This is a genomic window from Streptomyces sp. LUP47B (assembly GCF_001746295.1).
GTDB lineage: Bacteria > Actinomycetota > Actinomycetes > Streptomycetales > Streptomycetaceae > Streptomyces.
This window is the reverse complement of record NZ_MJAH01000001.1, coordinates 105861-127552: the sequence shown is the minus strand read 5'-3', so window position 1 is coordinate 127552 and position 21692 is coordinate 105861. Positions and strand designations below refer to the sequence as shown.

At 70.0% G+C, this 21692-nt stretch carries 20 protein-coding genes; 16 read left to right on the top strand and 4 right to left on the bottom strand.

The features are described 5' to 3' along the window. Positions 1-15: 15 nt before the first annotated feature. Positions 16-1347: a glutamine synthetase family protein gene (locus tag BFN33_RS00565; RefSeq protein WP_370743250.1), complete on the bottom strand. Its 1332-nt coding sequence runs from the start codon at positions 1345-1347 to the stop codon at positions 16-18. Positions 1348-1702: 355 nt separating this feature from the next. On the opposite strand from BFN33_RS00565, the gene BFN33_RS00560 reads away from it, so the two are divergent. The 14 genes from BFN33_RS00560 (at position 1703) to BFN33_RS51210 (ending at position 15521) form a co-directional block, all read left to right on the top strand. Then, positions 1703-1891: a ferredoxin gene (locus tag BFN33_RS00560; protein ID WP_069757848.1), complete on the top strand. Its 189-nt coding sequence runs from the start codon at positions 1703-1705 to the stop codon at positions 1889-1891. 2 nt (positions 1892-1893) lie between these two features. Continuing rightward, entirely contained in the window at positions 1894-3123 is a 1230-nt protein-coding gene (locus BFN33_RS00555) for an NAD(P)/FAD-dependent oxidoreductase (protein ID WP_069757847.1), read from the top strand. 2 nt (positions 3124-3125) lie between these two features. After that, on the top strand, positions 3126-3932 hold the full coding sequence (locus tag BFN33_RS00550; protein ID WP_069757846.1) for an acetoacetate decarboxylase family protein: 807 nt from the start codon (positions 3126-3128) through the stop codon (positions 3930-3932). A gap of 34 nt (positions 3933-3966) precedes the next feature. Continuing rightward, the gene (locus tag BFN33_RS00545; RefSeq protein ID WP_069757845.1) at positions 3967-5430 is read left to right on the top strand and encodes an aldehyde dehydrogenase; all 1464 of its coding nucleotides are present in this window, start codon (positions 3967-3969) and stop codon (positions 5428-5430) included. Next, positions 5423-6358, top strand: coding sequence for a 3,4-dihydroxyphenylacetate 2,3-dioxygenase (locus BFN33_RS00540; RefSeq protein ID WP_069757844.1), 936 nt, complete (start codon positions 5423-5425; stop codon positions 6356-6358). Before BFN33_RS00545 ends, BFN33_RS00540 begins: the two co-directional genes overlap by 8 nt. 10 nt (positions 6359-6368) lie before the next feature. Then, entirely contained in the window at positions 6369-7214 is an 846-nt protein-coding gene (locus BFN33_RS00535) for a fumarylacetoacetate hydrolase family protein (RefSeq protein ID WP_069757843.1), read from the top strand. A 48-nt stretch (positions 7215-7262) separates the two neighbouring features. Next, a complete protein-coding gene (locus tag BFN33_RS00530) occupies positions 7263-7865 on the top strand; it encodes a TetR/AcrR family transcriptional regulator (RefSeq protein WP_069757842.1) in 603 nt (200 codons plus the stop codon). A gap of 227 nt (positions 7866-8092) precedes the next feature. Continuing rightward, on the top strand, positions 8093-9289 hold the full coding sequence (locus BFN33_RS00525) for a cytochrome P450 (protein ID WP_069757841.1): 1197 nt from the start codon (positions 8093-8095) through the stop codon (positions 9287-9289). 41 nt (positions 9290-9330) lie between these two features. Next, complete coding sequence (locus BFN33_RS00520) at positions 9331-9543, top strand: ferredoxin (protein WP_069757840.1); 213 nt, start codon at positions 9331-9333, stop codon at positions 9541-9543. A gap of 188 nt (positions 9544-9731) precedes the next feature. Then, positions 9732-10655: an LLM class flavin-dependent oxidoreductase gene (locus tag BFN33_RS00515; protein WP_069757839.1), complete on the top strand. Its 924-nt coding sequence runs from the start codon at positions 9732-9734 to the stop codon at positions 10653-10655. A 169-nt stretch (positions 10656-10824) separates the two neighbouring features. Beyond that, positions 10825-12282, top strand: coding sequence for an APC family permease (locus BFN33_RS00510; protein ID WP_069757838.1), 1458 nt, complete (start codon positions 10825-10827; stop codon positions 12280-12282). 116 nt (positions 12283-12398) lie between these two features. After that, positions 12399-13889 carry an aldehyde dehydrogenase gene (locus BFN33_RS00505; protein WP_069757837.1) on the top strand — a complete coding sequence of 497 codons (1491 nt, stop codon included), beginning with the start codon at positions 12399-12401 and terminating at the stop codon, positions 13887-13889. Then, on the top strand, positions 13886-14608 hold the full coding sequence (locus BFN33_RS00500) for a gamma-glutamyl-gamma-aminobutyrate hydrolase family protein (protein WP_069757836.1): 723 nt from the start codon (positions 13886-13888) through the stop codon (positions 14606-14608). The genes BFN33_RS00505 and BFN33_RS00500 overlap by 4 nt, the downstream gene beginning before the upstream one ends. Positions 14609-14615: 7 nt before the next feature. Then, positions 14616-15521 carry a hypothetical protein gene (locus BFN33_RS51210; RefSeq protein ID WP_069757835.1) on the top strand — a complete coding sequence of 302 codons (906 nt, stop codon included), beginning with the start codon at positions 14616-14618 and terminating at the stop codon, positions 15519-15521. 79 nt (positions 15522-15600) lie between these two features. Here the strand turns inward: BFN33_RS51210 and BFN33_RS00490 are convergent, their stop codons facing one another. The 3 genes from BFN33_RS00490 to BFN33_RS00480 are packed head-to-tail and all read right to left on the bottom strand — an operon-like array spanning position 15601 to position 18461. Further along, positions 15601-16449, bottom strand: coding sequence for a bifunctional methylenetetrahydrofolate dehydrogenase/methenyltetrahydrofolate cyclohydrolase (locus tag BFN33_RS00490; RefSeq protein WP_069757834.1), 849 nt, complete (start codon positions 16447-16449; stop codon positions 15601-15603). Between the two features lie 26 nt (positions 16450-16475). Further along, positions 16476-17321 (bottom strand): formyltetrahydrofolate deformylase, encoded by an 846-nt coding sequence (purU, locus tag BFN33_RS00485; protein ID WP_069757833.1) that lies wholly within the window; start codon positions 17319-17321, stop codon positions 16476-16478. Between the two features lie 18 nt (positions 17322-17339). Continuing rightward, positions 17340-18461: an aminomethyltransferase family protein gene (locus BFN33_RS00480; protein WP_069757832.1), complete on the bottom strand. Its 1122-nt coding sequence runs from the start codon at positions 18459-18461 to the stop codon at positions 17340-17342. Between the two features lie 110 nt (positions 18462-18571). On the opposite strand from BFN33_RS00480, the gene BFN33_RS00475 reads away from it, so the two are divergent. Continuing rightward, a complete protein-coding gene (locus BFN33_RS00475) occupies positions 18572-19255 on the top strand; it encodes a TetR/AcrR family transcriptional regulator (RefSeq protein ID WP_069757831.1) in 684 nt (227 codons plus the stop codon). Next, positions 19230-21671 carry a SpoIIE family protein phosphatase gene (locus BFN33_RS00470; RefSeq protein WP_176742267.1) on the top strand — a complete coding sequence of 814 codons (2442 nt, stop codon included), beginning with the start codon at positions 19230-19232 and terminating at the stop codon, positions 21669-21671. The genes BFN33_RS00475 and BFN33_RS00470 overlap by 26 nt, the downstream gene beginning before the upstream one ends. Positions 21672-21692 lie beyond the last annotated feature (21 nt).

Sequence of the window (21692 nt, the reverse complement as noted above, 5' to 3'; positions counted from 1 at the left end):
CATGGCTCCCAGTCGTCACAGGTGGTAGGCGTACTCGGTGAACTCCCAGTCGGTGACGTGCCGTTGGAAGCGTTCGATTTCGTTGCGCTTGTAGGAGAGGAACGAGGCGGTGAAGTCCTTGCCGAGGATGTCGGTCAGCTCCGTGTCCGCTTCCAGGGCGTCGAGCGCGGCCGGCAGGTTCATGGGCAGCATGGCTGCCTTGGCAGTGTCGTAGCCGTACCCCTCCAGCGGGGCGGGGGGTTCCTCGCCGGTCAGAACCCCGAGCAGTGCGGCGGCGACCGTGCCCGCGATCAGCAGATACGGGTTGGCGCTGGCGTCACCGAGGCGCAGTTCGAACCGGGCGCCGGAGCCGCGCTCGGGCGGGATGCGGATCATGGCGCTGCGGTTGTCCAGGCCCCAGTCGATCAGCCAGGGGGCGAGGGTGTCCGGGCCGAAACGCCGGTAGGAGTTCACGGTCGGGTTGGCCAGTGCGGCCAGGGCCGGGGCGTGGGCGAGGATGCCGGCGACGGCGTGGCGTGCGGTGGCGGACAGTCCGTACGGCCCGGCGGGATCGTCGAAGGAGTTACCGGCGCCTTCCTCGTCGGAGGAGCTGTCGCAGGACAGGTGGAGGTGGAAACCGGAGCCTCCGGCGTCGTTGAACGGCTTGGCCATGAAGGTGGCGAGTTTGCCCTCCTGCCGGGCCAGTTCCTTGATCGCGGACTTGAAGCGGAAGGCGCGGTCCGCGGCGGACAGGGCGTCGGAGTGGGTGAGGTTGATCTCGAACTGGCTGCCGTCGAACTCGTGGTTTCCGCTGGTCACGCCGATGTTCATGTCCCGCAGCAGACGCAGCGTGCGGAGCAGGTGATTGTCGCCGTCGGCGCGCAGACCGGCGGTGTAGACGACGCCGGTGGCACTCGAGTAACGCTTCCAGCCGCTCGGGGAGGCCGGGTCCTCGGCGCAGAGGAAGTACTCGAGCTCGGGGCCGACCACCGGACGCAGGCCGTGTTCGGCACATCGGTCGAGGACGGTGCGCAGCAGATCGCGGGGTGACTCGGGCGCGGGCAGGCCGGTGGCCGGGTCGGTGACGTCGGCGAGGCAGGAGGCGACGCCGGGTTCCCAGGGGAGGGGGACCAGGGTGTCCAGGTCCGGTCGCACGGTGATGTCGGGCAGGCCGGCGTCGAGACCTCCGGAGACGGGCACCACGTGGCCCTGGGGGCTGGTGTGGTACACGGCCCGGCAGAAGGCCAGGCCGTGGTCGCAGGCCGACGGCAGGTGGTCCAACAGCACGTCGCGCGCTCGGTCGGTGCCGATCAGGTCGGGATAGGTCACGCGCACCACGTCGATGCCGTCGGCGGCGAGTCGCTGCATGTGCTGACGGAGGCTGGGGGTTGGGTCTGCGCTCACCGATGTCTCCTCGGGCGCTAGGCGTGTGGATGGTGAGGGGATTCAGAGGGCCGGTACGGGTGGGGGCGCGGCAGGAATAGCTTGTTTGATGCCAAACGGTATGAGGACTTCGAGTACCCCGCAAGGGGCGGCAGGAAAAAAATTATCCGCATGGATAGGTATTGACCAGGGTCGGGCGGCTTCCTATGTTGTTTGAAGCCAAATGAGTAAGGGTTCGGTCAGTTGCCGGACCTTTGGCCGGGGCCCGGCCGACGCCGGTCGGGCCCCTCTCCCTCCGCTCGTCCCCGCCCCGACGCCCTCACATTCAGGAGGACCGGCCATGAAGGTCGTCGTCGACATGAACAAGTGCCAGGACCACGGCCAGTGCGTCTTCGCCGCACCCGATGTCTTCTCCATGGACGACAGCGGTCACCTGGCCTACGTCCCCGACCCCGACGACGCGCTGCGCGACGAGGTCGAGGAAGCCGCCGATGTGTGTCCGCTCCAGGCCATCCGTATCGAGGGCTGACCATGACTTCGCGGAGTGCACGCATCGTCGTGGCCGGCGCCTCCATGGCCGGCCTGCGCGCGGCCGAGCAGCTGCGGGCCGCCGGCTGGACCGAAGCCATCACCCTCGTCGGTGACGAGCCGCACATGCCCTACAACCGGCCGCCCCTGTCCAAGGAGGTTCTGGCCGGCAAGGCACCCTTCGAGTCACTCGCCTTCCGCCCGCGGGCGAGTGTGGCCGATGCGGAATGGCGGCTGGGCGCCAAGGTCGTCGCCACCCGGCTCGCGGAGAACATCGTCGAGTTCGACGGCGGCGAGGCACTCTCCTACGACGGTCTGGTCGTCGCCACCGGAATGCGGCCCCGGCGCCTGCGCTGCCCCGGCCCGCTCGCGGGCCGGCACACGGTCCGCACCATCGACGACGCGCAGGGTCTGCGGCAGGCCCTGACCAGGCCCGGAGCCCGCGTGGTCGTCGTCGGAGGCGGCTTCATCGGCTGCGAGGTCGCCGCCACCGCCCTCGCTCTGGGCGCCCGGGAGGTGACGGTCGTCGACCCGCTGCCCCTGCCGATGGTCGGCCCCCTCGGCGAGCTCCTCGCCAGGGTCCTGCTGAAGCGCCACGAGGAGCGCGGCGTGCGCTTCGCCCTCGGCACGGGCGTGACCGGCTTCACCGGCGACGACCACGTCACCGGCGTTGCCCTCGGCGACGGCACCGTCCTTCCCGCCGACGTGGTGGTCGAGTCGGTCGGGTCGGTCGCCAACACCGAGTGGCTGGACGGCAACGGCCTCGACCTGAGCGACGGCGTGCTCACCGACGAGCACCTGCGCGCCGGCGGACGGCCCGACGTGGTGGCCGTCGGCGACGTCGCCCGCTTCCCCAACGCCCGCTACGACGGCGTACCACGCCGTGTGGAGCACTGGTGCATCCCCACGGACACCGCCAAGCACGCCGCGAAGACCCTCGTCGCCCAGCTGGCCGGCACCAGCCACGGCCTGTCCCCGTTCGCGCCGCTGCCCACTTTCTGGAGCGACCAGCACGACTTCCGCCTGCAGTCCTTCGGCGCACCGGTACTCGGCAAGGAGGACGTACGGGTCCTGGACGGCGACCTCGACGGAGATGTCGTCGTCGGCTACCACGCCGGCGGCCGACTGGCCGGTGTCGTCGCCCTTGGCGGTCCGGCCGCGGTGGCCGCCGCCTCCCGATACCGCGCCGAACTGCTCGAGCAGCCCGCCCTCACCGCCAAAGGACTTCGCTGATCATGAACACTGTTCACGGATTCTTCTTCCCCAAGACGGCGAGCGGTGCCTCGTCGCTGGTCCCCTCACCGCCCTGGCGGTACTCCGGGGACCTGCTCACCGTCGAGTACCGCACCGACCCGGCGCGCGTGCGTGAACTGCTTCCCGAGCCACTGGAGCTCGCCGACGAGGACCCGGGCGCGGTGGCGCTGATCTGGGCCGACTGGCAGTCCTGCTCGGCGTCCGGCGAGGAGCTGCTCGATCCCGTGCTCTCCCAGTACAAGGAGGCGTTCGCGGTCGTCCGCTGCAAGTACCGGGGCCAGACGTACTCGCGGTGCGTCTACATCTGGGTCGACAAGGACTTCGCCATCGCCCGCGGCCTGCACCAGGGCTACCCGAAGAAGCTCGGCTCGATCCACCAGACCCGCCCGCACCCGTACGGCCCCGCGCCGCGCATCGAGGCGGGGGCCCGTTTCGGCGCCACGCTCGCCGCCGCCGACCGGCGCCTGGCCCAGACCACGGTCACCCTGCGCGAGCCGTCGCAGACGAACGGCTTCGTCAACGCCCACTCGATGGCCCACCACCGCTGGCTGCCCTCCATCGAGAAGGGCAAGGGCCTCGCTCTGGACGAGCTGATCGAGTCGGGCGCCGCGTCCTTCGAGGCGGGACAGGCCTGGCGCGGCGACGCCGAGCTGGAGCTGTTCGAGGCGCCCACCGAAGAACTGGCCCGCCTGGAGATCCGCGAGCCGATCGCCGCCTACTACCGCCAGGTCGGCGTCGTCTGGGACGGCGGCCGACTGCTGGAATCCGGCACCTCCGGCGCCGAGTAGACCCCACCACCTCGTGAGACCGGAGGAGCAGAGCATGAGCGAACACACCATCACCGTTGCCGGGGTCGCCGTCGACACCCGGCACTGGATCGGCGGCGAGCGCGTCGCCTCGGCACAGACGTTCCCGGACGTCTCGCCCATCGACGGCAGCACGATCGGCGGCATCTCCCGGGGCACGGCCATGGAGGCAGCCGCCGCCGTGGCCGCCGCGAAGGCCGCGTTCCCCGCCTGGGCGGCCACCTCCCGCGCGGAACGCGCACGCATCCTGCACGCCATCGCCGACGGGGTCGAGAAGCGGATCGAAGAGCTCTCCATCGTCGAGACCACCGACAACGGAGCCCTTCTGCGCTCCCACCGCCGGGGCGTCATGCCCCGCGTCGCCCACAACTTCCGCTTCTTCGCGGACTGGCTGCTGAAACTGGAGCACGAGGACTTCGAGACGCGCGGGCACACCAACCACGTCAGCTGGGACCCAGCGGGCCCCTCCGTGCTGATCACACCGTGGAACGCCCCGTTGATGCTGGCCACTTGGAAGGTCGCCCCGGCTCTCGCGGCCGGCAACACGGTGATCCTCAAGCCCGCCGAGTGGACCCCGCTGACTGCCTCCCTGCTGGCCGACATCGCCGCCGAGGCCGGGCTCCCGGCAGGTGTGCTCAACGTCGTCCAGGGCTACGGCTCCGAGATCGGCGACGCGCTGACCTCGCATCCCGACGTGCGCCGGATCAGCTTCACCGGCTCCGTGCCCACGGCCAAGCGGATCGCGGAGTCGGCGGCCGCGAACCTCACGCCCTTGAGTCTCGAACTGGGGGGCAAGTCGCCGCTGTTGGTGTTCGCCGACGCGGACCTGGACCTGGCCGTCGACCTGGCGGTGGAGCAGTACGACAACGCTGGCCAGGTGTGCCTGGCTGCGACGCGCTTCCTGGTCGAGGAGTCGGTCGCCGAGGAGTTCACCCGCCGCTTCGTCGAGAAGGCCGGGCAGCTCACCCAGGGCGACCCGCGCGGCGAGGCTACCGACATCGGGCCGAACATCCACCCGCTCCAGCTGGAGAAGATCGACGGCTTCGTGCAGCGTGCCGTGGCGGCCGGTGCCCGCGCGGTCATCGGCGGCCACCGCAAGGACGGCCAGTACTACGCGCCGACCCTCCTGACCGCCGTCGCCCAGGACTCGGAGATCGTGCAGGAGGAGGTCTTCGGCCCGGTCCTGACCCTGCAGACCTTCGCCACCGAAGACGAAGCCGTCCGCCTCGCCAACGACACCCGCTTCGGGCTGGCTGCCACGCTCGCCACCGGTGACCCCGAGCGCGCCGAACGCGTCACCGCCCAGCTTGTCGCAGGCACGGTCTGGACCAACTGCTTCTTCGTCCGCGACCTGCAGGCGCCGTTCGGCGGCTCCCGCCACTCGGGCGTCGGCCGCGAGGGCGGCACCTGGAGCTTCGACTTCTACTGCGACCTCAAGAACACCGTGACCTCGCCGAACGGATGGAACAACCATGGGTGAGATCGTCGGGGCGGGCCTCCTCGCCCACGTCCCCACCATCGTGCTGCCCGAGGAGACCCGGCTGGAGCTGAACGGGGGCAAGGAGATCACCCTCGTCACCGGCCTGCACCAGCTCCGCAAGGACGTCTTCGAGCGCGACGACTACGACACCGTCGTCGTCCTGGACTCCCACTGGGCGACCACCGTCGAGTTCGTCGTCACAGCCCAGCAGCGCCGCGCCGGTCTGTTCACCTCCGAGGAGCTACCGCGCGGCATGTGCCGGATGCCGTACGACTTCCCCGGTGATCCTGAATTGGCCCACAACATCGAGAAGTTCGCCGACAAGCACGGGACCTGGATCACCGCGATCGAGGACGAGTACCTGCCGATCTACTACGCCACCACCAACCTCTGGAAGTTCCTGGGGGAGGGGCTGCCGGACAAGCGGTGGGTGACCATCGGGGTCTGTCAGACCGGGGACATGGAGGACCACCTGCGGCTGGGCCGGGCGCTGGCCGACGGGATCGCCGCCACCCCGGGCCGCCGGGTCCTGGTCATCGCCTCCGGTGCGCTGTCGCACACCTTCTGGCCGCTGCGCGAGCTGCGCGACCACGAGTCGAGCGACCCGGTGCACATCTTCACGCCCGAGGCGCGCGAGGCCGACTACGAGCGGATCGCCTGGTTCAAGGAGGGCCGCCACGACAAGGTCCTCGACACCATGCCGGAGTTCTCGAAGTACAGGCCCGAGGCGAAGTTCTTCCACTACCTGATGATGGCCGGTGCCCTCGGGGAACAGGCCTGCGTCGCCAAGGCCCGCCAGTACGGCGAGTACGAGAACTCCATCGGCACCGGCCAGGTCCACCTCTGGTTCGACCGCCCGGCCGATGGCTGGACCGGCGCCGGCCTGCCCGCCGCCCCCTCCGCGCACAGCCCTCACAGCCGTATCTAGGAGTACTGCCATGCCCGAATACCGCCGCATCCTCCTCGACGGCGCCGCCGTCCAGGTCACCGTCGACGGTGACGAACTCGTCGCCGCGGACGGCCGCCGCGTCAAGACCGAGGACGCCCAGCACCTGCCCCCGGTCGTCCCCTCCAAGGTCATCGCGGTCCATCTCAACCACCGCAGCCGTGTCGACGAGTTCGATATCGACCTCCCCGACACGCCCACCTACTTCCACAAGCCGACCTCGGCCCTCAACTCGCACAAGGGCGCCATCGTCCGCCCCGAGGGCTGCAAGTGGCTCAACTACGAGGGCGAGGTGGCCATCGTCATCGGAAAGACCGCGCGCAACATCTCCCCGGCCGAAGCGGGCGAGTACATCGCCGGATACACGATCGCCAACGACTACGGATTGCACGACTTCCGCGACACCGACGCCGGCTCCATGCTCCGGGTCAAGGGCTCCGACACGCTCTGCCCGCTCGGCCCCGGCCTGGTCACCGACTGGGACTTCCACGGCAAGAGCCTGCGCACCTACGTCAATGGAAAGGTGGTCCAGGACGGTTCGACCGACGAGATGAAGTGGGACATGCACTATCTCGTCGCCGATATCGCCCGCACCATCACCCTGTACCCCGGCGACGTCCTGCTGTCAGGCACCCCCGCCAACTCCCGCCCCGTACAGCCGGGCGATGTCGTCGAGGTCGAGGTCGAGGGCCTGGGCCGCCTCACCAACCACATCGTCACCGGCCCCACCTCCATCCGCACCGACGTCGGCGCCCAGCCCACCGAATCGGAGGAGGTGCTGTCCACCGCGCTCGGCGGCGACTGGGAGTTCCGCGGCATCCGTCCGCCGAAGCGATGACGCCCCTGGGCGGTCTGCCGGTCCCGACGCGCGGGTAGGGTCGCGTCCATGAGCGATTCCTCCGAGAAGCCCCCCGCCAGGCCCCGCAAGCGCGTGGACTACGGGACCGGCCGTGAGGCCCTGCTCAACGCGGCCGTGCGCGTGGTGGCCCGGGGCGGGCTGCGGAAGCTCACCTATCGTGCCGTCGCGGAGGAGGCGGGTGTCACGCACGGGCTCGTGGTGCACCACTTCGGTTCGCGGGACGCACTGATCGAGGCAGCCCTCGAACACGCGGTACGCACCAGCGCGCGCACGAGCTCCCTGGAACCCGGCACGGGCGACATCGCGGACTTCGCGGCGGGACTGGCGGACATGGTCACCCGCGAGCCGGCCATGCAGATGTTCCAGTACGAGCTCATGCTCGAGTCCCGGCGCAGGCCCGAGCTGCTGCCGCAGATCCGCGCGCTGTACGAGGAGTACTTCGAGGCCACGGAGAGGGAGCTGTCCCGCAGCCTGCCCGACGGCACCAGCCCTGCCCTGACCCGGCTCGTCTTCGCCGCTCTGGAGGGTCTCGTACTGCACCAGCTGGTCCTCGACGAGCCGGACGTCACCGAGGCCGCGCTGAAGGAGCTGCGGTCACTGCTGACCCGGCAGCGTGAAGGCGCAGAGTAGCCGCCATGTCGTAACCCCTGCCATAACGGCAGGTCAGGACGAGTCCCCGTCGCCCAGCGACGGGGACTCGCCTGTTTTCGGCGGCATAAAGAGTTGATTACGTGCGCGCGAAGCATTGACGAAATTATCCGCGTGGATAATTCTCGGTGGTGCAGGGCCCACTGGTCGCCCTCTCTTCTCCTCCCCAGTTCCCTCCGCCTCGCGCCCGATACGAGGAGTGTCACGACATGACCGTCACCACGGCCGGACCCGCGTCCGCCACCGAGGATCTGCTGCCCTTCCGTGACCCCGGCTTCCGTGCGGACCCGTACCCGTACTACGCGCGGCTGCGGCAGGAGCACCCTGTCTACAGGCATCCGGTCGGCCTGTACGTCGTCTCCCGCTACGAGGACGTCGCCCGGCTGATCCGCAACCCCACCCTGAGCGCGCAACAGCTCGACTTCGGGCCGGCCACCCCGATCCACCACACCATGCTCGGCAAGGACGCCCCCGACCACACGAGGCTGCGGCGGATCACCAACCGCTGGTTCACACCCAAGGCGGTCGAGGAGTGGTCCAAGGTGATGCGTGCCGCCGTGGAGGCTGTGTTCGACGAGGTGGAGAAGGGCGACGGCACCCTGGACGCGGCCGACGGCCTCTCCCTGAAGTGCACCTTCGACACCACCTGTCACATCTTCGGCATCGAGCCGACCGAGATGGACACCATCCAGCGCAAGACCTACGAGATCGGGCTGAGCCTCGGCCCCGGCTGCAACGACGACGAGGCCCGCGCCACCACGGAGGCGTTCGCCTGGTACGCCGAGCACATCCGCCGGCTCGTGGCCGACAAACGAGCCCATCCCGGCGAGGGCCTGATCGACGCCTTCATCGCCGCGCAGGACGAGGGCAGGATGACCGAGGAGGAGGTCGTCTACACCATCCTGCTGTTCTTCGCCGTGGGCCACCTCGACGTCAAGCACCTGATCAACCACGGCATCTGGCTGATGACGCAGCAGCCCGGGCTGTTCACCGCCTACCGGGACGAGCCGGAGGCACGGCCGGGCATCATCAACGAGATCCTGCGGATCGACACGCCCGAGTCGATGGTGGTGCGCCTGACCACGCAGGACACGGCCATCGGCGACACCACGGTACCGGCCGGAGAGGCGCTGGCCCTGCTCATCGCCTCGGCCAACCGCGACCCGGAGGTCTTCGCCGACCCCGACACCTTCGACCACACCCGGCCGGTCGCCGCCGGCCAGCACCTGGCCTTCGGCTCCGGCATGCACGGCTGCGCCGGCCAGATCCTGGCCCGCGCCGAGGCCGACATCGTCTTCAGCTCGATCGTCAACCGTTTCTCCGGTGTCGAGCTGGCCGGTGAACCCGCCTACGCCCACACCGAGTTCCTGCGCACGATCACCCGCCTCCCCGTCCGTTTCCTCTGATCCCCCGACCCCTCCGAGAACCGAGAGAGACAGGAGCCGTCATGAAGGTCGAAGTCGACCTCAAGAAGTGCCAGGACCACGGCCAGTGCGTGTACGCGGCCCCCGGCCTGTTCGCGCTGGACGACGACGGACGCCTGTCCCTGCGGTCGAGGGCGACCGACGTCTACGTGGCCGACGTGGACGAGGACAGCGCCGAGGAACTGCACGAGGCCGCCGAGGTATGTCCGCTCCAGGCCATCACGGTGCACGAGTAGACGGAAACGCGGCATGTCACCGATGGCGCCGGGCCACCGGAGAACGGCCCCGGCGACAGCGGTCCGGCCGTGGGCCCGCCACAGGAGTACGCGGCGGGCATCTTTGCCGTCATCCAGCCGCACGCAGCCTCGACGCAATCCCCGCGAGTGAAGGACATCCCCCCGTGCCCGCACCCACCCCTCCCCGCATGCTGCTCGTCCTGAGCGAGAACTGGACGCTGACCGGCGGCCGGGCGGACCTGCCCACCGCCGTACGGTGGGCCCGCGAGGCCGAGGACGCCGGCTTCGACGCGGTCATGGTCAGCGAACACATCGTGCTCGGACCGGACGCCGGGGCCGCCGGTGTCATGGGAAACCCCCGCGACTACGCCCTCCCGGGCAACCAGGACCCCTACACCCCCTGGCCGAACTCCCTGCTCCTGCTCGCCTCCATCGCCTCCGTCACCTCCCGCCTCCGGCTGGCCGCCGCGGCCGTCCTCGCACCGCTGCGCCACCCCCTGCTGCTCACCCGCGAACTCGGCACCCTGGACCTGCTCAGCGAGGGCCGCCTCGTGGTGCAGCCCACGGTGAGCTGGAGCAGGGACGAGTACGCGGCCCTGGGCGTGCCGTTCGGAAAGCGCGGGCGGCTGCTGGACGAGCACCTTCAGATCTGGGCGAAGGCCTGGGGACCGTCCCCGGTCTCCCACGACGGCGAGCACTATCCCTTCCAGGACGTCTACTTCGAGCCCAAGGCGTACCGTCCTGACGGCCCGCGGCTGTGGTTCGGAGGACAGGGCATGCACGGCCCGCTGCTGCGGCGGCTGGTGCGGTACGGGCACGGCTTCCACCCGCTCGGACGGCCCACACCCGAAGACATGCGGCAGCTCGGGGACGCCATGGCCGGAGCAGGACGCGACATCGCCGACCTGGAGATGATCGGCGGCACCCAGGCCGTGTTCCCCGACGACCGCTCACCGGCCGACCTCGGCACCGCCCTTGCCTCCATTCCCGAGCAGCTGGAGCTCGGCTTCACCACCTTCTGCATCAAGCCGAACCAGTTCATCGACGACCCCAACGGCATCGGAACCTTCTGCCGGGACGTCATGCGGCGCGTGGAGAGGGTGACCGCGTAATCCGTCGCACGTGCCGCGAGTCCCCCGGTTTCCACCGTGTAAGAACTCCGCCGCCGCGCAAAGGATCTCCCCACACCCCTTGTCAAACGGATAGTTCCGGCCCACCATGGGGCAACTCGTTTGGCCCAAAACAAACTCCGCCCTTCCCCGTCCCCGGCAGGTGATTCGAGTGGACAGTCAGACCGCGGTCGTCACGCAGACTGCTGATGATGCATCCATGGCAGGCAGACTCAAGCCCAACTCTCTCGGTGTCCTCGGCATCCTCTTCTTCGTTCTCTCCGCCCAGGCGCCACTGACCGGCATCGCCGGCGCTGTGCCGATCGCCATCGCCATCGGCAATGGTGCAGGCGCTCCGGCCGCCTATCTCGCGGCCGGCGTCATCGTCCTGCTGTTCTCGGTCGGCTTCGTGGCCATGGGCCGCCACGTCGTGGACGCCGGCGCCTTCTACACCTACATCGGCAAGGGACTCGGCCGCTCGGCCGGCTCCGGCAGCGCCGCGGTCGCGCTCTTCTCCTACTGTGCCGTGCAGGCCTGCATGTACGGGCTGTACGGAAGCATCATGAGCGGCCTTGTCGAGCACCACACCGGAGCCCACGTGGCGTGGTGGGTCTGGGCCCTGGTCACCATGGTGATCGTCCAGGTGCTCGGCGCCTCGGGCATCGAGATGGGCGCGAAGATCCTCGCTGTCTTCGTGCTGGCGGAGTTCAGCGTCCTGATCGTCTTCGCCCTCGTGACGCTCTTCCAGGGCGGCGGCCCGGAGGGGCTCGGCCTCACGGACAGCTTCTCGCCGTCCGTCGCGCTCCAGGGTGCTCCCGGCGTGGCGCTCATGTTCGCCGTGGCGTCGATGTTCGGCTTCGAGGCCACCGCCATCTACGGCGAGGAGGCCCGTGAACCTCGCAAGACCGTTCCCCGGGCCACCTACCTGTCCGTCGTGGTGATCACCGGCTTCTTCGCCTTCACCTCGTGGATGCTCATCTCCGCGCACGGTGCGTCCCAGGCCACGGCCGAGGCGGGCAAGGCCCTGGAGAGCGGTGACGCCGCGGCCTTCGTCTTCGCGCCGATCGCCGCCCAGTTCGGCGGCTGGGTCAACGACGTGCTGCCGATCCTGCTGGCCACGTCCCTGTTCGCCGGCCTCCTGGCCTTCCACAACTCCGCCAACCGCTACCTGTTCTCTCTCGGCCGTGAAGGGCTCCTGCCGCAGGGCCTGACCGCCATCAACCGGCGTCACTCGCCCTGGGTGGCGGGCACCGTGCAGACCGTGATCGCGGTGCTGCTCGTGGTGCCCTTCGCGGTCCTGGGCAAGGACCCGGTGCTGACCCTCTTCTCCTGGTTCAGCGGAGTCGCGGTCCTGGGCATCATGCTGCTGTACTTCCTGACCTCGGTCTCGGTCATCGTGTACTTCCGCCGCTCCGGCGCCGACACCCGCCTCTGGAACACCCTGATCGCCCCCGTACTGGGCGCGCTCGGCATCGCGGGTGCCATCTGGCTCATCATCGCCAACTTCACGACGCTCATCGGCGGCGACCGGACCACGGCCATATGGCTCCAGGCCACCGTTCCGGTGGTGCTGATCCTCGGCGTCGTCGCCGCCAGGCTGACGCGGCCCAGGGCAGAGACCAGCGACTGAACACCGCGATCCTCACCGATACGGCCGGAGCCCGCGCCCCGGCCGTATCGGGCCTTTGTCGAACACGTGAGTCGTCTGTCATCGAATGACGTGGATGAAACGGAGATGGAGAACGCGTGCTGAACGCCACCCATGAAGAACTGCTGCGCCGCGCCAAGGAACTCGGCCTGCCCACGCAGCACCACATCGACGGCAAGGACGAAGCCGGTGACGGTGCATCGTTCGCCGTGATCTCCCCTCGCGACGGCCAGACCCTGGTCCGGGTCGCCGACGCGCGGGAGGCAGAGGTCGATCTCGCCGTCGCGGCGGCGCGCCGCGCCTTCGACACAGGGCCGTGGCCGCACCTGGCGCCCGCCGAGCGCGGCCGGGTTCTGCTGCGGATCGCTGAACTGCTGGAAGAGCGGCGCGAGGAACTGGCACTGACCGTGAGCCTGGAGATGGGCAAACCGATCACGGACGCGTACGCCATCGAGCTGCGCGCCGCAATCAACACCTTCCGCTGGTACGGGCAGCTCGCCGACAAACTCACCGACGAGTCTCCCCACACCGCACCGGACTCGCTCGCCCTGGTCACCCGGGAGCCGACAGGTGTCGTCGGCGCCGTCGTGCCGTGGAACTTCCCGCTCACGTTGGCGAGTTGGAAAGTCGCTCCCGCGCTCGCCGCCGGCTGCACGGTCGTCCTGAAGCCGTCGGAGTCCTCTCCGCTGTCCGCCCTCCTGCTCGGCCGCGTCGCCACCGACGCCGGACTGCCGCCGGGCGTCCTCAACGTCGTCACCGGTGACGGGCCGGTGGCCGGGCGGGCGCTCGGCCTCCACCCCGACGTCGACGTACTGGCGTTCACCGGCTCCACCGCGGTCGGCCGCCACTTCCTGCGCTACGCCGCCGACTCCAACCTCAAGCGCGTCTGGCTCGAACTCGGCGGCAAGTCACCGAACATCGTGCTGCCCGACGCCCCTGACCTGGAGAAGGCGGCGGCAACCGCGGCCTGGGGCATCTTCTTCAACCAGGGTGAGATGTGCACTGCGCCCTCCCGGCTGCTGGTCCACTCGTCCATCGCCGAACAGGTCACGGAGGCCGTCGTGGCGAGGGCGCGCGAGCTGCGGGTGGGCGACCCGCTCGATCCGGCCACCGAGATGGGCGCACTGGTCGGCGACAGCCACCTCGGCAGGGTCCTGGAGCATGTCGCCTCCGGCCTGGACGAGGGTGCCAGGCTGCGTGTGGGCGGGGGCCGGGCCCTGGCCGAGACCGGCGGCAGCTACCTGCGGCCCACCGTGTTCGACCGGGTCGACCCCGGCATGCGGCTGGCCCGCGAAGAGATCTTCGGCCCCGTCCTGTCCGTCCTCGCCTTCGACGACGTGGACGAGGCGGTACGGCTGGCCAACGCCACCGAGTACGGCCTCGCCGCGGGGCTGTGGACCTCCGACCTGTCCACCGCCCACAAGGTCTCCCGCGCACTGAAGGCCGGCACGGTCTGGGTCAACTGCTACGAGGAGGGCGACCTGACCGTCCCCTTCGGCGGCATGAAGCAGTCGGGCAACGGCCGCGACAAGTCCGCGCACGCCATGGAGAAGTACACCGAGCTGAAGACCACCTGGATCCAGCTGTGACCCGTACGCACACGCGCCCCCTGATCGCGATTCCGGCCCGGTTCGCCGCCACCACGTCCGCGCTGCGCTACGCCGCCGAGGTGAACGCCCGCGCACTGGTCGAGGCCGTGTGGCGGGCCGGGGGCGAGCCGGTGAGCATCCACCCCGCCGACCCGGCCGGAGCCGACGTGGCCGAGCGGCTCGCCCGCTTCGACGGCGTGTTGCTCCCGGGCGGCGGAGACCTGGCCCCGCACCGCTACGGAGCCGCCGACACCCATGGCAGCGTCTACGACGTCGACGACCTCCAGGACGTGTTCGACCTCGAAGTCGCCCGGCGGGCCCTGGACTCGGTCCTGCCCATGCTCGCGATCTGCCGTGGGCTGCAGGTGGTGAACGTCGCCCTCGGCGGCAGCCTGGAACAGGACATGGGCGGCGCGGACCGCGAACACCGGCACATCGTGCACCCGGTCGCGATCCAGCGAGGCACCCTGCTCGAACGGGCCACCGGCGCCGAGAAGACGGAGGCCTCCTGCTACCACCACCAGCGCGTCGACCGCGTCGGAGCCGGGCTCAAGGTCACCGCGCGGGCCGCCGACGGCACGGTGGAGGGGCTCGAACTGCCTGGACACCCGGGGTGGTTCACGGCAGTGCAGTGGCACCCCGAGGACACCGCGGACCAGGACCCGGCCCAGCAAGGCCTGTTCGACGCGCTGGTCCAGGCCGCCCACAACAGACACTGAAAAAGACATGGCTCTCTTCGGCCACAAACGACAGGCCCCCCGCCTCGCCCCCGAACTCGACGACGTTGTGCTGGGCCGGGTACTGAAAGGCATCACCGCCGCCCGCGGCCCCGGACCGCAGGACCTCGCCATCGCCCAGGTGGAGCGGCTCCTGCGGGCCACCGGTGACGACTGGGACCGCCGCTGCCACCGTGTCGGCGTCCTCGCGCAGGCCGCACCCGCGCTGGCCCGGGGCTGGCGCGAACGCCGGCCCCGCGACCCGGATGCCCTGCTGCTGGCCACCTGGGCTGAACTGGCGACCGATCCGCGTGGAGCCATGGCGCTCTGCCGCGTCGCCGCCGATGCCCGCCCGGCCGATCCGACCCCGTGGGTGGGTGCGCTGGCGGCGCTGCGGCTTCTGAAGCGGCCGAGCTCCGAACTCTCGTTCGTCTGGCACGAGATACACGCGCGTGATCCATGGCACCGGGAGGCGCACCTGCAGATCCTGGGCTACCTCTCCCCGGAGGAGCAGGGCAGCCAGGCCGCGCTGCGGGACTTTCTCGACGACGCCATCGCGGTCATGCCGTGGGACGCGCCGACGGCATGCCTGCCCCTGACCGCGGCTGTGCGCCAGCACCACCGCGAAAGGAGCAGCGGAGGAATCCAGGCGCTGGGCGTGAGCCAGTACTGGTCGCAGCCGCACACCGCACGGCTGCTGGACCAGGGCATGGCCCACTGGCCGCAACCTGGTCACCTGCGTCACGCGGCCGCCGTCGCGGACCTGGGAATGCTCGCCTACGCCCTGATCCGGGCGGGCCGCAGCGGCGGTGCCGGCCCGGTCTTCTCGGCGGTCGGCGGACTGGTGATGCCTTGGCCGTGGAGCTACGAGGGGGACCCGGTGGAGTGTTACACCGACTACTCCGGTCGCGTGTAGGCGTGCGTGAGGCTCTCCAGCCGCACGCAACGGCGTGGGGGCAGGGCCTTGCGGTCCAGCCCCCACCGCCTACGCGAGGTCAGCCGAGCTCCGCCGCCTCGACGATGTTGGTCAGCAGCATGGCACGGGTCATCGGTCCCACTCCGCCGACCGGCGGTGCGAGGGAGCCCGCGACCTGGTCGACGTCGGGGTGGACGTCGCCGAGGATGCCCTCGACGGTCCGGGTGATGCCCACGGACAGGACGGTGGCGCCGGGCTTGATCCAGTCGGGCTTGACCAGATGGGCCACGCCGGCCGCGGCCACCACCACGTCGGCGACGCGAGTGTGGGCCGCGGTGTCCTGGGTGGCCTCGTGGCACAGGGTCACCGTGGCGTGCTCGGTGCTGCGGGTGAGCATCAGGCCGAGCGGGCGGCCCACGGTGATACCGCAGCCGATGACGCAGAACTGTTGTCCGGTGATGGGCACGCGGTTGCGCCGCAGCAGGTCGATGATGCCGCGCGGGGTGCAGGGCAGCGGCCCCGGTATGCCCAGCACGAGTCGGCCCAGGTTGGCGGGGTGGAGTCCGTCGGCGTCCTTGACCGGGTCGATGAGCTCCAGCACGGCGTGGGTGTCGATGTGGGCCGGCAGCGGCAGCTGGACGATGAAGCCGGTGCAGGCCGGATCGGCGTTGAGCTTGAGCACGGCGGCCTCGACCTCGGCGTGAGTCGCCGTGGCGGGCAGCTCCACCCGGATCGACGCGATGCCGACCTGGGCGCAGTCGCGGTGTTTGCCGCCGACATAGGAGCGGCTGGCCGGGTCGTCGCCGACCAGGATGGTGCCCAGCCCGGGGGCGATGCCCCGGCTCTTCAGCGCCTTCACCCGCTCGGCGAGTTCACGTTTGGTCTCGGCTGCCGCGGCCTTCCCGTCGAGCAGCGTCGCGGTGGTCATGTCACACAAGCCTCTCGGTGCGGCTGTCAGGAAAAGACGACGGTGCGGGAGCCGGTGAGGACGACGCGGTCCTCCGCGTGCAGCCGGACCGCGCGGGCCAGCACGATCCGCTCGACGTCCCGGCCGATCGCGACCAGTTCGGGCGCGGTGTGGCGGTGCCCGACGCGGACGACGTCCTGCTCGATGATCGGGCCCTCGTCCAGGTCGGCGGTGACGAGGTGGGCGGTGGCGCCGATGAGTTTGACGCCCCGCTCGTGGGCCTGGTGGTAGGGCTTGGCGCCCTTGAAGCCTGGCAGGAACGAGTGATGGATGTTGATGATCCGGCCGGACAGCTTGCCGCACAGGTCGTCGGAGAGGACCTGCATGTAACGGGCGAGCACCACGAAGTCGACCCGGTGCTCGGCCACCAGCCGCAGCAGCTCGGCCTCCGCTTCGGGCTTGGTGTCGCGGGTGACGGGGACGTGGACGAAGGGGATGCCGTACCGCTTCGCGACCGGCGCCAGGTCGGGGTGGTTGGAGACGATCAGCGGGATGTCGACGGGCAGTTCACCCAAACCCCAGCGATAGAGCAGGTCGACCAGGCAGTGGTCGAACTTCGACACCATCAGCAGCACCCGGCGGCGCTGCTCCTCGGGCCGGACGGTCAGAACCGGGTCGAAACGGGCCAGCCGCAGGGTGAGTTCGTTCCGCAGGCTCTCGGTGTCGGCGTCGGGTGTCTCCAGGCTCACACGGATGGTGAAGATGCCGGTGCCGGGATCGGAGAACTGGGCGCTCTCCAGGATGTTGCCCTTGGCCTCCGCGACGCCCGCGGCGAGAGCGTGGACGATGCCCGGCTGGTCGGGGCAGCGGAGCGTGAGAATGTAGCGTTGCACGTCGGGATCTCCGTCGGGTCAGGCCCGCACGCGGGCGCGCTCGGGGTCGTACACGGGTGTGGGCCGGACCGTGGCGTCGGCCTTCGAGCCGTCGGCGGCGACGGCGGTCAGCGCGGTGCCGGACTTCACGGCGTCGCGGTGGACCCGGGCCAGACCGAGGGTGGCGCCGTCGAGGACGGGGGAGGGCACCGCCATCGTCACGTAGCCGATGTCACGGCCGTCCAGTTCCAGCCGGGCGCCCTCGGCGGTATCCGGCGCGGCATCCACGACGACGCTGACGACACGGCCGGTCACGCTGTCCTTCTTGGCCAGCAGCGCGTCCCTCCCCTGGAAGGGGCCCTTGTCGAAGTCCAGCGCCCAGCCCATCCGGCACTCGAACGGGGTGACCGTGTGGTCGTACTCCAGCTCCCCCATGATCATCCCGGCCTCGGTGCGGCAGGTCAGCAGGGCGATCGCGCCGAAGGCCCTGATCCCCAGGTCCCCACCGGCCTCGAAGACCGCGTCCCACAGCGCCAGCGCCTGCTCCCGCGGGACCTGGATCTCGTAGCCGAGCTCGGCGGTGAAACCGAGCCGGCTCACCTGTGCGGGGATGCCCGCGACGAGGGCGTCGCGCAGGAAGGTGTAGTAGGGGAAGGCGGCGCCTGACACGTCGACGTGCGTGAGGCGCTGGAGGACGTCGCGGCTGCGCGGGCCCTGCAGGGTCAGGACGGCGGACTCGTCGCGGCGTTCGGCGACCGTGGTCCCGGCGGGTGCGTGAGCGGCCAGCGACTGCAGGGTGGCGGGGTTGCCGCCGGTGACGACGACGTGGTCGGGCGCGAGGACGGCCACGGTCACGTCGTCCAGCATCATCCCGTCGGCGTCGACCACGACCCCGTAGGCGATGCGTCCGGCGCCCAGCCCCTTGACGCCGCGCGAGAAGACGGCGTCGACGGTGGCGACGGCATTCTCACCTTCGACGTGCCACTTGTAGAGCATCGAGTACTCGGAGGCCCCGACGGCGGTGCGGATGGCCTCGTACTCCTCGGCCGGATCACCGATGGCCAGCGGTACGGCGTTGCCGTAGACGTCGATCCACTCCTCGACCCGGTCCGCGTAGCGGGGAGCGAACGGCGTGGTGCTCAATCCTTCGGGGATGGCCATGGGGACTCCAGTGGATAGAGGGCGTGCGCTGCAGCGAGAATCTATCCACCTGGATAACTTGTCAATAGGATAGATTGAGTTTCGGGGACGGCAGACAGAAGGAGGGGCGAGTGAACGCCGCGGCAGAGACAGACGGCGAGACCGGCCAGGACACCCGGCCCGGTTACGGCGAAGGGCGGGAGGCGCTCCTGGAAGCGGCCGTCAGGGTGGTGGCCCGGGGCGGCCTGCGGAAGCTGACCTACCGTGCCGTCGCCGCCGAAGCCGGCGTCACGCACGGGCTGGTCGCCCACCACTTCGGTTCGCGCGACGCCCTCCTCGAAGAGGCGCTGCGGTGGTGCGTCACACGCAGCATCGAGACGTCCTCGCTGGTGCCCGCCAGCGGAAGACTGGAGGACTTCGCCGCGACCCTGGCCGACTTCATCGCGGCCGACCCCGACGTCCAGGCGTTCCAGTACGAACTGAAGCTCGAAGCGAGCAGGCGGCCGGAGCTGCGGCACCACGTAGACGTGCTCTACGACGCATACCGCGACGCCGTCCGCGAGGCACTGGCCTGCTTCGACGTGTCGCAGGACGTGGCGGAGATCGTCTTCGCGGCCCTGGACGGCCTGGTATTCCACCAGGTCACGTCCGGCGCACCAGGCCGCACCGAGAAGAGTGTCGACGCCCTGCGCCGACTTCTCGCGGCCTATCGCGCGCAGGCGTCACCGGGGGCGTCCGACGGTACATTGAATGAGCCGAAGCTCTCCTGCACCAACCTCAGGAGCGGCGATGACGAGCATTTTCACAGGGCATGACCAGGGAGTCCGGCCGCACGGCACGCCTTCCTCGGGCATGCCGACGCCCGGCGGCGCGACCGCAGTGCTGGACCGGCACCTGCGGTTCACCGGGTGGAGCAGGGAAGCCGAGGAGCTGTTCGGTCTGGCGTCCGAGGAGGTCCTCGGCCGGTCCGCCGACGCGGTCCTGGCCGATACCGAAACGGGAGCCGGCATCTCCTCAGCCGCTGGTGACGGTGGTACGGCATGGTCGCTCGGCCCCCGGCCGGTCCGCCGGGGTGACGGCCGCCCGGTGCCCGTGTCCTTGTCTCTCACCCCGCTCGCCCTCGGGGTGGGCGCGACCGGGTGGCTGCTGGTGGCAGTGGATTCCGAGCTGGCGCACTGGGAGGCCCTCGGCCGGGCCATGCTTGACGGACTCGACCGGGAATCGCCCGTCCAGCTGGTGATCTACGACACGGACGCCCGGGTGCGCTGGGTCAACGCCGCGATCGAGAAGCAGTTCGGAATCTCGCTCAAGGAGGCAGCCGGAAGGTTCCTGAAGGACATTCTGCCGCAGGGCGAGGTGCTGGAGGAGGCTGACCGGCCGGTCATAAGTGTCGAGGAAATTGTCCAGCGCGTGGCCCGCACCGGCTCACCCGTGGTCGACGTGCGGTACCGGAGCGCCACTTTCCTGGCCCCCCATCATGAACGCGTCTGGTCGTGCTCCTACTTCCGGCTTCAGGACGAGGAAGGCCGGCCGATCGGAGTCTGTGAGGCCGGCCTCGACATCACCGACCGCTATGTGGCACGGCAGCGTCTCGCTCTGCTCAGCCGGGCGAGCGGCAGTATCGGAAGAACCCTGGACATCCGGCATACGGCCGGCGAACTGGCGGAACTCGTGGTCCCCGAATTCGCCGAGGCCGTCATCGTGGACATCTTCGAACCCGTCCTGGGCGGGGAGGAACCACAACACTTCGGCACCCACCCCACCCTCTGCCGGGTAGCTCACCGCACCGATCACACCGCGGCCAAGGACACCGCGTACGACGAACTGGACACCGTCAGCCTGCGGTGCCTGGCCGAGAACGCGCCGGCTACCGACGCGGCCGCCCACGTGCTCGCCCTTCCCCTCAAGGCCCGCGGCACCACCCTGGGCGTGGCGGCCTTCGCGCGCCCCCAACACGCCGACCCCTTCGAGCATGAGGAGATCCAGCTCGCCGAAGAACTTGTCTCCCGCACCGCGGTCTGCCTGGACAACGCCCGCCGCTACACCCGAGAACATGCGACCGCACTCATGCTCCAGCGTGATCTTCTCCCTCGCGCCCTGCCCGAACAACCGGGCGTGGAAGTCGCCCACCGCTATCTGCCCGCGGCCGGACACGCTGGCGTCGGCGGAGACTGGTACGACGTCATCCCCCTCTCCGGGGCACGCGTCGGGCTGGTGGTGGGGGATGTCGCCGGACACGGCATGGGCGCGGCCGCCACCATGGGCCGGGTGCGCACCACCGTCGCGGCGCTGGCGGCGCTCGACCTCGCGCCGGACGAACTGCTCGCCCGTCTCGACGACCTCGTGGCGCGGACCGGTATTCCGACTTCCGGTGCCGCCGAGGCCGAGGCCGAGGCCGAGACCGAGGACCAGGCACTGGGCGTCACCTGCCTGTACGCGATCTACGATCCGGTCTCCCGGCACTGCGTCATGGCCCGGGCGGGCCATCTGCCGCCCGTACTTGTCACCCCCGACGGGCACACCGAGCTTGTGGACCTTCCCGCCGGACCGCCCCTCGGCCTGGGCGGCCTGCCGTTCGAATGCGCCGACATCGAGCTGCAGGAAGGCGCCATGCTCGCTCTGTACACCGACGGACTCGTGGAAAACCGTCAGACAGACATCGACGCAGGGATCCGATCTCTCTGCACCACACTCTCCGGGCCCGGGAACGGCCAACTGGACAGGATCTGCGACAGGGTCATCACCAGGCTCCTGCCCCAAGCCCCCGAGGACGACGCCGCACTGCTGCTGCTCCGCGTCCACGCCCTGGCCGAGAGTCTGGTGGCGACGTGGGACATGGCCTGCGACGCCGCAGAAGTGGCAAGAGCCCGGTCGCTGGCCCTCGACCAGCTGGCCGCGTGGGGAGTCGACGAAGCCGCGTCGTTCGTCGTCGAGCTCGTCGTCAGCGAGCTGGTCACCAACGCGATCCGCTATGGCAACGCTCCGGTGTGTCTGCGGCTGATCCAGGAGCGCGGCCTCATCGTCGAGGTCTCCGATGGCGGCCACACCTCGCCCCACCTTCGGCGGGCGGCGATGGAAGACGAGGGCGGCCGAGGTCTGTTCCTGGTCGCGCAACTGACACAACGCTGGGGAACCCGGTACACGTCAACAGGCAAGACCATCTGGACCGAGGTGCCGCTGTCGCCTGCCAAACTGCCGGGAACCTTCCCGGGCGAGCGATTCGAGCTGTGACGGGGGCTACTGGCCGGTCGG